Origin of the sequence: Oryzifoliimicrobium ureilyticum (genome assembly GCF_037199735.1) — a bacterium.
Lineage (GTDB): Bacteria > Pseudomonadota > Alphaproteobacteria > Rhizobiales > Rhizobiaceae > Rhizobium > Rhizobium ureilyticus.
Genome location: NZ_JBBBVQ010000024.1, coordinates 45,116 through 59,552, shown reverse-complemented (window position 1 = coordinate 59,552; position 14,437 = coordinate 45,116). Strand labels below are relative to the sequence as shown.

Annotated in this window: 11 protein-coding genes; 5 read left to right on the top strand and 6 right to left on the bottom strand. The window is 53.3% G+C overall.

What is annotated here, in order from left to right; translation table 11 throughout:
• Positions 1–36 precede the first annotated feature (36 nt).
• The 4 genes from VQ830_RS24450 to VQ830_RS24435 all read right to left on the bottom strand — a co-directional run bounded on the left by VQ830_RS24450 (position 37) and on the right by VQ830_RS24435 (position 5,653).
• Positions 37–1,080, bottom strand: coding sequence for a glycosyltransferase family 2 protein (locus VQ830_RS24450; RefSeq protein WP_337270778.1), 1,044 nt, complete (start codon positions 1,078–1,080; stop codon positions 37–39).
• Positions 1,077–2,729, bottom strand: coding sequence for a Wzz/FepE/Etk N-terminal domain-containing protein (locus VQ830_RS24445; protein ID WP_337270777.1), 1,653 nt, complete (start codon positions 2,727–2,729; stop codon positions 1,077–1,079). The genes VQ830_RS24450 and VQ830_RS24445 overlap by 4 nt, the downstream gene beginning before the upstream one ends.
• Positions 2,726–4,744 (bottom strand): glycosyltransferase, encoded by a 2,019-nt coding sequence (locus VQ830_RS24440; protein ID WP_337270776.1) that lies wholly within the window; start codon positions 4,742–4,744, stop codon positions 2,726–2,728. The genes VQ830_RS24445 and VQ830_RS24440 overlap by 4 nt, the downstream gene beginning before the upstream one ends.
• A 183-nt stretch (positions 4,745–4,927) precedes the next feature.
• Positions 4,928–5,653 carry a sugar transferase gene (locus VQ830_RS24435; protein ID WP_337270775.1) on the bottom strand — a complete coding sequence of 242 codons (726 nt, stop codon included), beginning with the start codon at positions 5,651–5,653 and terminating at the stop codon, positions 4,928–4,930.
• Between the two features lie 322 nt (positions 5,654–5,975).
• Between VQ830_RS24435 and VQ830_RS24430 the strand changes: the two genes are divergently transcribed.
• From VQ830_RS24430 to VQ830_RS24410, 5 genes are all read left to right on the top strand, one after another.
• The gene (locus VQ830_RS24430) at positions 5,976–7,046 is read left to right on the top strand and encodes a glycosyltransferase (RefSeq protein WP_337270804.1); all 1,071 of its coding nucleotides are present in this window, start codon (positions 5,976–5,978) and stop codon (positions 7,044–7,046) included.
• A 37-nt stretch (positions 7,047–7,083) separates the two neighbouring features.
• On the top strand, positions 7,084–8,403 hold the full coding sequence (locus VQ830_RS24425; RefSeq protein ID WP_337270774.1) for a polysaccharide biosynthesis/export family protein: 1,320 nt from the start codon (positions 7,084–7,086) through the stop codon (positions 8,401–8,403).
• A 132-nt stretch (positions 8,404–8,535) separates the two neighbouring features.
• Positions 8,536–8,823, top strand: coding sequence for a hypothetical protein (locus tag VQ830_RS24420; protein WP_337270773.1), 288 nt, complete (start codon positions 8,536–8,538; stop codon positions 8,821–8,823).
• 343 nt (positions 8,824–9,166) lie between these two features.
• A complete protein-coding gene (locus VQ830_RS24415; RefSeq protein WP_337270772.1) occupies positions 9,167–10,309 on the top strand; it encodes a glycosyltransferase in 1,143 nt (380 codons plus the stop codon).
• A gap of 23 nt (positions 10,310–10,332) precedes the next feature.
• Complete coding sequence (locus VQ830_RS24410; RefSeq protein ID WP_337270771.1) at positions 10,333–11,256, top strand: glycoside hydrolase family 16 protein; 924 nt, start codon at positions 10,333–10,335, stop codon at positions 11,254–11,256.
• Positions 11,257–11,330: 74 nt separating this feature from the next.
• Here VQ830_RS24410 and VQ830_RS24405 read toward each other — a convergent pair whose 3' ends face one another.
• Positions 11,331–12,794, bottom strand: coding sequence for an O-antigen ligase family protein (locus VQ830_RS24405; RefSeq protein WP_337270770.1), 1,464 nt, complete (start codon positions 12,792–12,794; stop codon positions 11,331–11,333).
• 762 nt (positions 12,795–13,556) lie between these two features.
• Entirely contained in the window at positions 13,557–14,249 is a 693-nt protein-coding gene (locus VQ830_RS24400) for a class I SAM-dependent methyltransferase (protein ID WP_337270769.1), read from the bottom strand.
• Positions 14,250–14,437 lie beyond the last annotated feature (188 nt).

Below are 14,437 nucleotides of genomic sequence, written 5' to 3'. Positions count from 1 at the left end.
CCGTTTGCTCAACCATTTTAAGCTCGCGTGAAGTCTCTACAGGAAGGCGCGCAGTAGGCCACCCATGGACCGGTGGCCCACATTGAGACGATATGCCAGACCCCGGCGTGCTCGACGATTGGGCAAGATGGCCGTCAGAAGAAGAAACGCTGTAAGCGCTGCCTTCGTCTTGAGGGTATGACTGGTTGCAGCGATGATGCGGAGCAAACGCCAGAGCATTGAAAGCGATACGCGGCGACCTTCGGCAACGGCAAGATAGATCGATCTTTCCAGCCAGAAATGCGCCTTGTCGGTGGCAACCAGTTCATTGGCGCGTCCAACATTGGCTAAGATCTGGCGGAGGTGCTCCATTCGCACGGTAAAGCGGTCGATTTCTCGCCTGAGAAGCTCGGGATCGAGAGGCCTTCCGAGACCTGAATCATTCCGGTCGTGGACCCTGTAATGCCCAAGCGGCGTCGATAAGCTGACAACGGTCCCGAAGAAGGGCGCGGCAAAAAGAATGACGCCATCGACAGCACGATCGTATGTCGCATCCTTCAGCAAGTGGCAAAGATCGCGCCGAAAAACATTCCCTGATGTGGGCGGCGTCGTATAGGTGCCGTTTGCGAGAACGCTTTTGATCAGCGCACCGCTATCGTGGAAATTCTCCAGTTTGGGAACGGGATCACCAATAACCATCCCATTTCGGTCGACCCGTATCAAAGGGAATTGAAGTTTTGAGACTGTCTCGTCAAGCTGGGGAAGGATCGTATCGAGAGCACCGGCTATAAGCTTATCGTCCGCATCGAGAAAGAGGATGAAGGGCGCTTTGGTCCTTTCCACGGCAAAGGCACAGGCAGCGCGCTGGCCCGAGTTTTTGATCCGATAGGCTGTCACCGGATATTGCCGAATAACATCCCATGATCCGTCGGTGGAACCATCATCGACGACAATCAACTCGCAATCGGTCCGCTTTTGATCAAGAATGCTAGAGATTGCCTCTCCGACATAATCGGCATAATTCCAGCAGGCAATAATGATGGCCAGCTTGGGGTCTGCGACGTCACTCGTGGAGGCCGCAAACCGTTCCAGTTCAATCATCGACGTCCCTTGTTCAAGGCCGCGCCCACCACATTCGCCCCTGCACGCCTGAGCAGATGGACGGCGTCCGTCACCTCTTCGAAGGTCGTTTCATTTGCCCGAACGACCACCACAACGGCATCGGCAAACGCTGCCAGCGCCAGGGCGTCCATGGATTCCTTCAAGGGTGGAAGGTCTAGGATGACATCGCCCTTAAAACGCGCGCCTTCGAGAATGCGGTTGATACGCGGATTGCGGAAATCCGTAAAAAGGTTTGCGTTGGTGTCCTTGGAATGAATAGGCAGGACGGCGACGCCATCGACCGTTTGAAAGCTGATTTGATCGATGGAAACATCCGTGAAGGCAGCATCGGCAAGCGAGCTCGACGGGGAAGCATAATTCTCGTCCGTACCTTGCTCATCCGATTGATTTTGAAACAGAGTGATGTAGCGACCGCTTCTGCTCATAAGCTGTGAAAGCCCTGTGCAAATTGTGGTGACACCGGCACCCGGCGACCACGAGACGACGGCAACAGAAAGGCTTCGATTGTTGCGCAGGTTCATGCAGGCAATCTCGACCGCGGTTCGCAAATCATGAATCGCGCGAACGAATTCCAGATGCCGCGTACCGACATTCCATGGGATGCCATTTTCATCCGGCGCGTCCGGAATTGTCCCAAGGCAAGGCAAGCCACAGTCTACGGACAAGTCACGTTCGTTGCGAACGCGCCGATCAAGCGCCATCCGTACTGCAACTAGTCCAAATCCGCCAAGGAGCCCAAGCACGCCTCCAAGAGCAGTGATCAGCGATTTGCGAGGCGCCGAAGGGCCAAGTGGCGCAAGAGCTGCACCGATCACCCTAGCGTCCGCGTCGGGCGTCGGAATGGCCGGCAACGAGCCGTCATGCATGGCAACCCGCGCAGACTCCATTTGAGCGGAAAGACTATCGAGCCGTCCTTGCAGTGCCTCGGTTCCTGCACGAGCCATCTGCTCTTTGAAGGCGACAGCTTGAAAAATATAGCCGGACGCGACAGCGTTTGCGACACGGGCTGGCAACGCCGGATCGGAAGAGGAATACTGGACCTCGATCACAAATGACTGTCCCACGCGACGCGCGTCTAGTCTTTTTGCAAAATTCAGAAAAGCGGCGCGCTCCGCGTCGCTATCCAAGCCATCTGTGTTCGTTGGCTTGGCGGCATCGCTTTTAGGTTGGGTTCCGTTCGAGGCAAACAAGCCGTGCAAGACAGAGGCGACCCTGCTGAACAGGCTCGGTTGATCCGCACGCAATTCGGGGCTGTTTTTCACGCCGACGCTATCGAAGACCGCCGACAGCAAGCGTTCGGAACGAATTGTCTGAAGCTCGCTGTCGGCGCGATTAAGATCGAGGCTCTGCTGAACCGCGAACTCCTGCCCGGAGGGGGCTGCTTGCTTCGGCTCGAGAAGCAAAGTTGCGGTTGCAGTATATGTGGGTGGCAGCGAATGAGCATAAAGGCCGGCCAAAATCAGCCCTGAGACTGTGCAAGCAATCAGCGTTCCCTTATTCCGCGAGCCAATTGCCAGGATGCTGCGCAACATGACGAGTGGACCATCCGGCGCCGTTTCAGGGCGCGTTTCATCCACACGCCAGAGTTTAGAAGGAACCTCAAGAGGGCGGGGCTTATTAAACATCATCTTGCTTCCTGCCTCCTGTTGGACTTGTGAATGGCTTTATCGACATTGAGCGCAGCGGCTCTTTCCGGTTGAAGGCGCCCACGCAAAAGATCGCCCATCGCTATGAGATTGCCTCTTGCACGTCCGCGTCTGTCAATGAAAGGCTCAGATTTGAATATGCCTACAAAGTTGCTGACGGTATTGCGGAAAATATGATCCGCCACATTAGCAAGGCTCATCGTGCCTTTCCGCTTCATGTAGAATGGGTTGATGATCTGCGAGTAGCCAAGCCGCTCGCCACTGACGCGGCCGCTCTTGACACCCATATGGACGCCATAGGCACGGGACCACTTGATCAGGCGCCCACCTTTTCGCACCAGAGCAGCGGCAAAATCACGATCTTCCAGCCAACCGTACAGCACCAGCCGTTCGTCAAAGCGTAGATCGCCAATTGCAGACATGCGAAATGCCATGTTGCACCCATAGGGACTGTAAGGCTCGATCCATTTGTCCTGAGGTTTCGGCGCCTGAGCAACGAGCTGGACGGCATCTTCAAATGCTATTCCAGGACCTTTAATACCATCGGCAAGTACCTCACCCGTGACACCGACAATTTCGGCCTCGTCGCGAAATACGGCTGCGACCTCTTCCAGCCAGTTTGCGTCCGCAACGAAATCATCATCGAAAAAGGCGACGATATCGGTGCCCGCGTCGAGATGTGACAACGCGGTATTTCTCTGACTGGCTAATCCTGCCGGTCCCGTCACCACTTTAACGCCAGGTTCAGACACCAGTTTTCCTGCGTCCGCAAGATCAGGACAGGAGACGATGACCGAGGTTGGCTGCAGGCTTTGCGTGTTCATGAAATGGCGAACTGCCGCGGTGACAATGTCGGGCCTGCCTCGTGTTGCAAAGACAGCGGCGACACGAGCCTTTGGAGGTGGCAACGGGTTATAAACTCGCAAGGCTACCGACGGATTTTGTAGAAGATCGAGATAGCCTTCGGCTGTCTGCGACCAGGAAAATCGGCGAACATTCTCGAACCCGCGCCCCACCAAATCATCTCGAAGCTGCCGCGAGCCGAGAAGATCGGCAATCTTATCGACCCATTCATGCGGGCGGAAAGGAGAAGCAAGAAGCGCTGCATCGCCACAGACCTCAGGCATGCTTGCGCAATCCGATGAAATAACGGGGCATCCCCGCGCCATGGCCTCAACGATTGGAAGGCCAAAGCCTTCTGCGAGCGAGGGAAATGCAAGGCAAAGAGCGTGGTCGAGCAAATAGGCGAGGTCGTCGTCGGATACCCGTCCGCACAGCAGGATATTAGACCGCTCTTGCAACGTTTGAGCAGCATAAATCCCATCGCCGCCACCGGCGATAACAATATTGATCCCGAGCGCATCGAGTTCAGCCGCGACACCAACGAGCAACGCCATATTTTTATGGCGGGCGCGTGATCCAAGAACAAGAACAAACGGCCGGTCGCGCAGCCCCGGAATATCACGCGCCACAGTGGCGCGCGATGCGTCCCATGCCAGCGCATGCTCATGCCCGTTCGGCAGGACGGCAATATTTTCAAGCGCTACAGGCAGATGATGCGATATTTGTCTGGCAGCAGCATACGACACCGTTGCTATTCGCGCCGACCGGCGCGCGAGCAAAGGCTGCAGCGTGTGATAAAGCATCCTAAATGAACGGCTGTAACTATGGGGAGCGGCAAAGACATTCGTATCGTGAATACAAACGATCTGTTCTGACTTCGTAACCGCCGCAGTGTTACACAAATTGAGAATAGGTCCGCGACCGGCGCGGAGCGGAAGCTCCAACTGCTCCCATGCATGGCCCCGCAGGACGGAACCCTGGCCGATCCGCAATTGCTTGTAGTCTGGAACCTGGACCCCGGCAGGCGTTAAAATAAGCCCGCCACTCGACCGCTCCGATTGATCCATCGCAGCCAAGACATTTCGAGCATATCGTTGTACGCCTGTGATGCCATGCCCCAGGAAACGCCCATTTACGACGAAGGTATCTCCCATCTTATATCTTTCGTCTTTGAGCAACAGGGGCAAAGATATTGGCGTGCGATGTGATGGCCCCTAAATCCGTCATTACTCTTACGCATGCCTTTTTATACGTCAGCACCAGACCAAGGCAGGTCGGAGGAACCTGCGAAGATATTTGCCGCCGACGAGAAGTGATGGAGGACCCTGACGGCAGCGTTAATAGCTGCCGCGAGAGCGCAGGACTGCAGGCACAGTTTTGGCCATAATGGCGATATCGCCAAAGACGCTTCGCTCGCTGACATAACGAACATCAAGCTGCACGCGCTCACGATAAGTTGTATCGCTGCGGCCACTGACCTGCCACAGACCTGTTAGGCCGGGGCGAACCCGGATATAGTCGATGAAGTGAGAACCGTAGAGCTCAGCCTCACTTGGAACGATCGGACGCGGGCCAACCAAGCTCATGGTTCCCATGATAACGTTCAGCAGCTGCGGAATTTCGTCCAGGCTGCTCTTACGCAACAGCGCCCCAAAGGGCGTTATCCGGGGATCGTCCTTCAGTTTCCGAGTTGCATTCCATTCGTCGAGCCGATGCGGATTCTGGGCGAGATATTTCGCCAAAACCTCGTCGGAGTTCGTAACCATCGTCCGAAATTTCAGACACGGGAACATCACGCCATTTTTACCAATGCGACGATGCGCAATGAAAATCGGCCTTCCCTGGATAACCAGAAGAATTCCAACGAGCATCAAGATCATTGGAGTCAAGACAACCAAAGCGGCGGTCGCTAAAATTGCATCAAGAAGGTACCTGAGGAACCCACCTATGACGGCGGCTGCGCTCTTGTCTCCAGCTCCGAAAGACCGGGGAGCCACTTCACGAGACAGTCGCCGCTTGTCATTGAACCTGTCAAATTCTCGGCCGAGATCAATCTCACTCATCCGCGTACTCCCAAACTAAGTAAAACTATAACTGGGTCTGTGCAGAAATCGTCCGCATGGACATACATAACTTAGTTAACAAGTATTAAACGGTTTGACAATAAAATTATTGCGTTGCACTATGCTAACGTGCAAGTCGACAATAACGGCATTCTCAATACAACTCGCTGAGTTATTGCGTACTTGAGGTTAACTTCTATCGCATCAGTTTATCTGCGTTAAGAACCTCAAGAATACTGATATTGCACGTTAAAGTATATGCCATGCGTGCTATATGGGGTTCTTTGTGCGAGTAGCGATCATACATTATTGGCTGGTGGGAATGCGCGGCGGAGAGAAGGTTCTCGAAGCGCTTTGCGACATTTTTCCAGATGCGGATATCTACACGCACGTGTTTGATCCCGCTTCAATATCAGGCAAGTTGAAGGCGCATCGTATCCAGACGACTTTCATCGGGTCGCTTCCCTATGCAAAGAGACTCTACAAGAAATATCTGCCGTTGATGCCTATGGCTCTCGAACAGATTGATCTAAGTTCCTATGACCTGGTGATCAGCAGCGAGTCGGGTCCGGCCAAAGGCATTATCCCGACTTCACCAGCTTTACATATCTGCTACTGCCATTCCCCGATGCGCTACATCTGGAATATGTACAACAAATACTATGAGAGCTCCGGGCTGGTTACGCGCATGATGATGCCGCCGATGGCCCATTATCTGCGGACCTGGGACGTCGGCTCGGCCAACCGCGTCGATGACTTCGTCGCCAATTCGAGGACAGTGGCCAATCGTATCAGGAGCTATTATCGCCGGGAGGCGGCAGTAATACACCCACCGGTTGATACAGCTGCGTTTCACGCCGTGCCCAATTCCGAGTTGGAAGACTATTATCTGATGGTCGGCGAACTTGTGAGCTACAAGAAGCCTGATCTTGCTGTGCAAGCCTTCAACAATATGAAGAAGAAATTGGTTGTCATCGGCGGCGGCGAGATGCTGTCCCACCTTAAGAAAATAGCTGGGCCCACCGTAACGGTTCTCGGCTCACAACCTTTTGAAGTGTTGAAGCATCATTATGCTCGATGCAAGGCGCTGATTTTCCCTGGTGAGGAAGACTTCGGGATTGTGCCGGTCGAAGCGATGGCCAGCGGGCGGCCTGTCATTGCCTTTGCCCGTGGAGGGGCAACTGAAACAGTAATCGCAAACAAGACCGGAGTATTCTTCAACAACCAGACGGTTGAAGAACTCATGGATGCAGTCGAAAGAATGGAGAAGTTGGATTTTAATTCAGCGGACGCAATCTCACGCGCTGCAGATTTCCGTCGGGATGTATTCGTCAACCGCTTTCGCACATTCGTCGAACGCGCGACCGGGACTGAGCTTGCCATTCCTGCATGATAGGCCCTCGTCAGCATCCCGTTATTTGGAGTTTATGATGTTCAAAGTCTTCGCGGAACGCCAAACCGTCAAGCACAAGAAGAAACGCTCGTGGGTGCGCAACGGCCTTTCGGTGGCCACGTTTGCCGCTGCCTTTGTCGGGTTGGTTTCTCAAAGCCTTGCACAGGATTATCTCGTCGGAGCCCAGGACACTTTGAAGATCCGCGTGTTCGAATGGCGTCCCAGCACCGGGGCACCGTTCGAATGGGTACCCCTCACAGGCGAATTTGCCGTCTCGGCGGCAGGTAACCTTTCATTGCCGATTATCGGAACGGTTCCCGCTGCCGGTAAGACCCTCGAACAGATCTCTGATACGATCGGAGAACGCCTTCAAAGCCAGGTCGGTCTGCAGAAGCGTCCAACAGCGTCGGTGGAAATCTCGTCCTACCGGCCTTTTTACGTGACCGGCTTGGTTACAAGCCCTGGGAAATATGGCTTCAGTCCCGGTTTGACGGTCGTCCAGGCGTTGAGTATGGCGGGCGGTCTTGGACCGGTTGACCCCAACATTATTGGATTACAGCGCGACGCGCTTTCCACGCGTGGCGACTTGAGAACATTCGAGGCGCAGAGACTTGAACTGGTGGCCCGTCAAGCACGTATCGATGCGATTTTGAACAATGCTGCAGCCGTTCAATTTCCTGCGGAGTTGACCTCGAAGCAGGGCGATCCAGCGATCAGCCGGATGATGCAAGAGGAATCTGCCCTCTTCGACACGCGGATGCGATCGATGCAAACAGAGATCGAGGCATTGAAGCAGTCGAAAGTCCTGGCGAGCAACCAGATCAAGGCTTTGAATGAAAAGTCAGCATCGCTTGCCAAACAGATCGATCTGGCAGCGAAAGATCTTGGATCCGTCAACAAGTTGGTTTCGCAGGGATTGACTGTCTCTGCACGCCAGTTGGGTGCGAACCAGAACGTAGCTGATCTTGAGAGCCGCAATCTCGACGTCTCACTGGCAATCCTCAAAACCCAGCAGGATTTGGCGAAGGTCGATCAAGATATGGAGGATGTTCGTAACAAGTATCGGATCAGTGCGCTGACCGAAGCTGCCGAACTGCGCGATCGTTTCGCCGTGAACGCCAAGAAGACGGAAACTGCCAAAGACCTATTGAAGAACCTGGAAGTACGGGCTCCGGCCGCGCTTGCGACTTTGGAAGATGACAACGACAGTTATACGTTTAAAGTCACGATCAGCCGGCTTGTTGACGGAAAGAACCAGTCTTTCGTAGTCACGGATAACGATACCGTTTCGCCAGGTGACGTCATCCGCGTCGAGCGCCGCCCTGAGGCGCAGGGTAAATCGACGGTCAACAATTAAAACCAGGAAAGTAATCATCCGCTAAGCCTTCTGCGAATGCGTCAAGGCGTTCGCGGAATTTAGCTTGCGCGTGGAAGACTTATGCCTGATTATCTTGCCCAGTACTCCTGAGTGAGAGGTCGGAGCGACCTTATGGGTTGGGCACTTGCGGTTTGTTTCATCATCGGCGTCATAAGCGCAGCGCGACTTCCCGTGCTTATCTTTACGCTAATCGTGTTTTTTGTGCTGGTTGGATATGCGATAGCGAGCATTTCCACCGGAACAACGTTGCTTGCGGCTGTGGGCTGGGGAGCGGCGATCGCTACAATGTTGGAAGCCGGCTATATCTGCGCACATGCGGCTCTCTACTTCATCGTCGTTCGACGCGCACACGGCCGGCGAACCTCCCACAAAATTCAAACGAAATATACGGTTGATTAAGTCAAGCCCAACGCCTGCGTGTTGGCGATTAAGCTGTTGAGCCTTTCTGTCACATCGCGTTAGGCCAAGGAATTTGTCCAGCTCTGCAGTCAGCACGGATAGCCAACCTGTTGTTAATTGTCATTTAGGGCAATATTTCCAAAATACATCATTCAGCGCCGTCAATAAAGAAGGCATACAAACGGTTTCTGTTATAATTTTTCTGTGTCACTTGCATTTTATACTATAATAAGACAATCATTTCAAAGTTTCAGCAACCTATTGGTTACTTGATTGACACTGTCATCTTACTTTTCCGACCCGCTGCACCACATGCTCCGATCCGCGAAAGAGGGACTGCCTTATGGATCAGATTAATAGCGGAAGCGGGCAGAGAATTGCTCTCCCGTCGCAGAAGCGACGGAAAATTCTCTACGTGCAACCAGGAACGCAGACATTCGCGGGTATCGAGCGCGTTGTGGATACAATCTGCAGCCAGCTGATGGAAAAATACTCGGACGCGTTCGATGTTGACGTCTTATACGTAAGCGCGCACGAAAATCGCCCGGAGACTGCGAAGTACACGGCAATCGACCGTAGACCGCAAGGGCGCCTTCAGCTCATGAAAACGTTCCGCGAGGTTATAGCGGCTAAGGATTACGATTTGGTCATTGTGCCACAGATCGAGCCAGCCGTGATTGCGATGGTTTCGTGCCTGGGGCTTCGTCGAAATTTCGTGGTGCATTTGCACGGGAATCCGAAACGGGAATGCAGCCACATCAAAGCGAAAATTCTGTTCTTCCTAATGAAGACTTATTTTCTGCGGCGCATGCGTTACGTCTTCGGTACCTCGCCCAGACAACTTTCCTCATTTGACGCCATGTTCGAAAGCAAGGTTCCAAATTGGTGGGTCCCAAATCCAGTTCGCCGGTTTGATGATGTGGAGGTCGCCAATCGAGGACAGACTGGGTATGTCACCTTCGTCAATGTCGGCCGCTTTTCCTATCAGAAGGGTCAGGACATTCTTGTCCGCGCCTTCGCCGACGTATATCGCCAAAGAAAAAACGCGCGTCTTAAGATCGTCGGCCATGGCGCGGGCGAGACCGAACTTCGCGCTGAGATCCGCCAGCTCGGCCTAGATGACGTCGTTTCCATCGAACATCTGCCCGATAATCCGCAACCCGCCCTCGCCTCAAGCGACGTCTACGTCTCCACCTCTCGGTGGGAGGGCTGGTCGCTTGCGATATGCGAGGCACTGCGTTTTGGTTTGCCGGTGGTTTCAACAGACTGCGAATTTGGTCCCAGCGACATCTTGGTAGACACGCGTCTCGGCCGCTTGGTCTCGGCTGATGGGGGACCGTCGCTGGTATCGGCAATGATCTACTACTGCGACAATCTAGCTACTGAGCAGCAAAACGCTGATTATCGCCGGTCTTTCATCGATCAATATAGCGAAGAGCAGGTGGTCGACATTCATGCGAAGGCTTTGCTTGCTGCCGCAGGATAAAACCAAAAGGATGAATGGGCTTTATGAAAGAGCATAAGCTATCACGGCGTCATTTGCTTTCATCGAGCCTCGCAGTCGTCGCGGGAGTTGCGGGGGCAGATCGCGCGAAAGCAGCTACTGAGGATCCGACTGCGGGCCGATCCTTGGCTTTCGAAGATAACTTCATCGCTTTGGATTGGTCCATCTGGAACGCCGGTCCAAAAGCGACAAACTGGGATACTGGATTTTATGGCCGTTCTGCTTTCGCCAGAAAGGGCGGCGAGGAGGGCTTCAATCCTTACTCGATCGTAGAGGATCCAAAGGCGACTGACGGTAAGGCTTTGCAAATTTCCGCAAAGTATATTGGAAATTCAATGCATGTTCCTCAATACTACGGGAACAATAACCGGGAATATCAGTGGATTTCCGGCAACTTACAGACCGCCCGAAAGGATGGGACCTTCACGCGAGGCTGGCGGCGGGGATATTTTGAAGCCAGGATGGCTTTCCCCAAACATCCTCTGACATGGCCAGCATTCTGGCTCATGAATGCGCGGGGAATTGTTGCCGGCGCAACGAGCATCGAAATCGATGTGGTCGAGCATAAGGGATGGGAAACGCATCAGTACGGTGCTTACCTGCATGAATGGGGACAGCCCGGCGAACATCATGAGGGAACCGGCGTAACTACCGAAAGCGACCTGACGCAGGATTATCATTTATTTGGGGTCATGATCGACGACAGCAAATGCGTTCCATATTTCGATCGCAAACCTGTTATTGATAGCCGAACGAATGCCGTCGCAAACTGGCCCATCCACCGGTCTCCAGACCTTGATGTGGATGGAGACGTTTTCTGGCCGCTGCTCACCTTGGCATTACGCACGGATGTTCCCTTTCCCGAACAACTGACGGATGAAGAGCGGCTACCACATATGAGGGTCGACTATGTCAGGGTCTATACCTGATCTTCAGCTCGAGTGATCCGCGTTGCGCCAACCAACCCGCGCGGATAGAGCATACCGCCACTACATGCCTGACGTTAATGCCGATCACCCCGAATATCTGCGCGTTCCTTGAACGATAGGCTCGTCGCCGCCAACGGGGTCACGATCGATTGGCCTCCCTTGAGAGGCATGAACGGAACGCGTGCGGCCGGCGCATAGGCTCGACTTGCGCAAAGACCGCAGAAGACAAAAAAGAGAAGTCCCATATCAACGGTCGGGCCGGCGACGAGCGAACCAACAAGAAGAAAAAGCGCTCCGTTGCACGCGGCAACCCTGACATCCGACCTGAAGGTCCGCATTTGGATTTTTGGTTTCAAAGCGGTCAGCGCGAAAAGCGAAAAGAGAACAGCGCCGGGAATGCCGACATTGGACAACAATGCGAGCGGAAAGCTTGAAGTACGAGCAGTCCCTAAGCCAACTCCGAGGCCAAAGGAATCGAGGAAATTTTGCCAGGCTGCAACATTCCAGGATCCTCGCTCGAGCGCTGAACTTGATGTCGATTTGCTGAAGACGAGCATGTCGACATAATCGTAGATCCAGTTGAAAAGATCCTCTTTCAAAAAGACGAAGAGTACCAGTGCGAGAACAAGCGGAGGCGCAAGCAAAACGACGGCCGTGCTGTTCCGGCCTCCAGCGTTGACACCGCATCTCATCAGAGCGGTCAGATAAAGCAGTACAAAACAGATCGGTGTCGCGACCAGACCGGTTGACGATGTAGACATGATAATAAGAGCCAGCGAGACTAGGCTTACCAGCGCTGTCCAACCGGTGCCTCTTCCGCAAATCCATAAAGTCGCCGTGAAACCAAAAGATCCGAGCGTCATACCCGCGAATGCTGATGCTTCCGGCCAGGACCCGACAATGCGCTTCATCCCATTGACCATATCACTGTCGTGAAAGGTGTACTGGGCGTTACGCATGAACTGGAGAAGATCTTGCGTGCCCGTGGCGCCCGTCGCCAGATCGAGGAAGGCGAAGAAGATATTAAAGACTGCGTATGCCAGCAAACCCTGAACGACAGCACGAAAACCATTCTCCGTAGCGCAGATAGTCGTAATCGCCACGAAGCAGAACAAATCCGCCGTGACATAGATGGTTTGCGTCAAATTGCTCGAAACCGGCCCGAGCGGCACGGTGCCCCCCGTCGAGGGATACTGCGACGAGCCCAAGGGGATGATGTCGCTCATCCCCTCGAATAGGCGTGGTGAGAAATAGGCAGAAACCGCTCCGTAACATACAAGTCCGGCCAGCCAGAAAGCAGGCCGGCCCAATCGAAATTCGGCAAACGCGATCTCAGGAAGATCTTTGTTGCGGAACAACGAAATGATGAGAAACAACAAGAAAAGATGAGAGGGCTGAATGCTAGACCCACCAAGCGTCAAGGCGGCCGCAGATCCTAGGAGCGTGAGGACAACGAACACCACGACGGTTGTCCCGTATCCTCTTGTCAAACAATAAAGTCCGAGGAGAACGACGAAAATACCGATAGGTTCAATCATGTTTTAGCGCCAAAATTGACCGCGATCCATGCGCCGAGCACGCCTGCATTGCGCGAACAAGCTGGGACGTCGAAATCTTTGTCAGCGCTTTGATCGTAAACTGATCATCGGGATTTGGCACAACGATACTTACCCTACACAATTACTGATCGAAGAATTACTTCCTGTTTATCTAATTTTTGCGCTATACCCAATAACATATGGTTTACTAAGCGTAAATTCCTTGAATATTTTTAAATACTATAATATTAATCGCTCAAGGAAGGGCCCGGTTATGGTAGATCAATTTATACGCTTGATGCGCGCTCCATGCGTCTACTTCAGAATTCCAGGTATCACCGCGGCGTTCTTCCTGTTGAGCTGGTTCCATTACCAGAGTGCTGCCGTTGCTTTCTACTATAGCATTGTCTGCTTGATCATGTTGGAGATGGGGTATATCGGAGGCGTCCTGTTCTTGGTCTGGCGAGAAGCGAAACAACGGCCTGCCCGGTGAGCAGCGCCTGAGCCTCTTGACGACAATCCTTTATCGCCACAGCATCACAACGACAAACTGCGACCAAAGTGGAACAATTGCGTTCGATCGTGGAGATCGTGACACCCGTCATTTCCCAAGTGAGACATTTAAGCCGATCGGCACGCGTTGTTGCCGTCTCACGCCGTAGCGTTCCTCAGACGGTATGTCCTAAAGCGCCCAGGATCGGTCAACACCGTAAACACCGATATCGTCATAGACAGGCACTACACCCACTGTGATGCACGCGGTTATTCCGCAAGCACCAGCAACGAGTAACCGCCCAAGATACGAACAGCCAGATCCGGATTGAGCGGAAACAGCATTTTCCGCGGAAGGCTCATAAGACGGCTGCTCAGCGCCTGGTTTGGAAGTTCGATCCGGCTGGCTGTATAGGCGTAGTCGACAATTGAATAGCCGCAATCCTTCAGCGTCGCGAGTGCGCTTTCTTTGTAAAAGTAATGCAAATGGCCTACATTTTTACGAAGATTGGTGATCGGCCAGCTTCTGAGCACCGATTGAACGGAAAGGTCGAGAGGGATGTGAAAAATCTTATAGCGTCCCAGACCGCGCAGGCCTTTAGCAAAGCCGATATAATCCTCGACATGCTCAATGACATCGGCAATCACCAAGACTTCGTAATAGACATCCGGCTCTTTGAGAATGTCTTTCAGATGGAAGGAAACACTTGGCGTCGACTTTGTCTTTGCCCGCTGGTAGGCGTGCGGGGCAACCTCATAGCCGTCAAATTTCGCATTCGGGAACGTACGGGAAAGATTCAGCAAAATTTCCCCTGTCCCGCATCCAACTTCGCAAAGGCTGGAAAACTTTACGCCATTCTTCTGGATAATCTTTGCGATCTGCTGCGCCTTCCAGGGAGAATCTTCCTCGTGCCATGTCGGATTTAGCTCGGCATACTGACTGGAGATGTAGATTTCTTCCACTGAAACACTCCTCTTGGATAAGACCTAGGACAAACATACCCCGAATGGCCCAAACGAGGGCCATCGACATTCTGGACGGATCAATGCGCCGTCACTACTGACAGTCAACTCTACCTCTAAATAAAACCGGAGCTCGCAAGCAGGTAACGCGAAGCTACTCTAAGAAGCATATCTTTATGTCTTAGGTC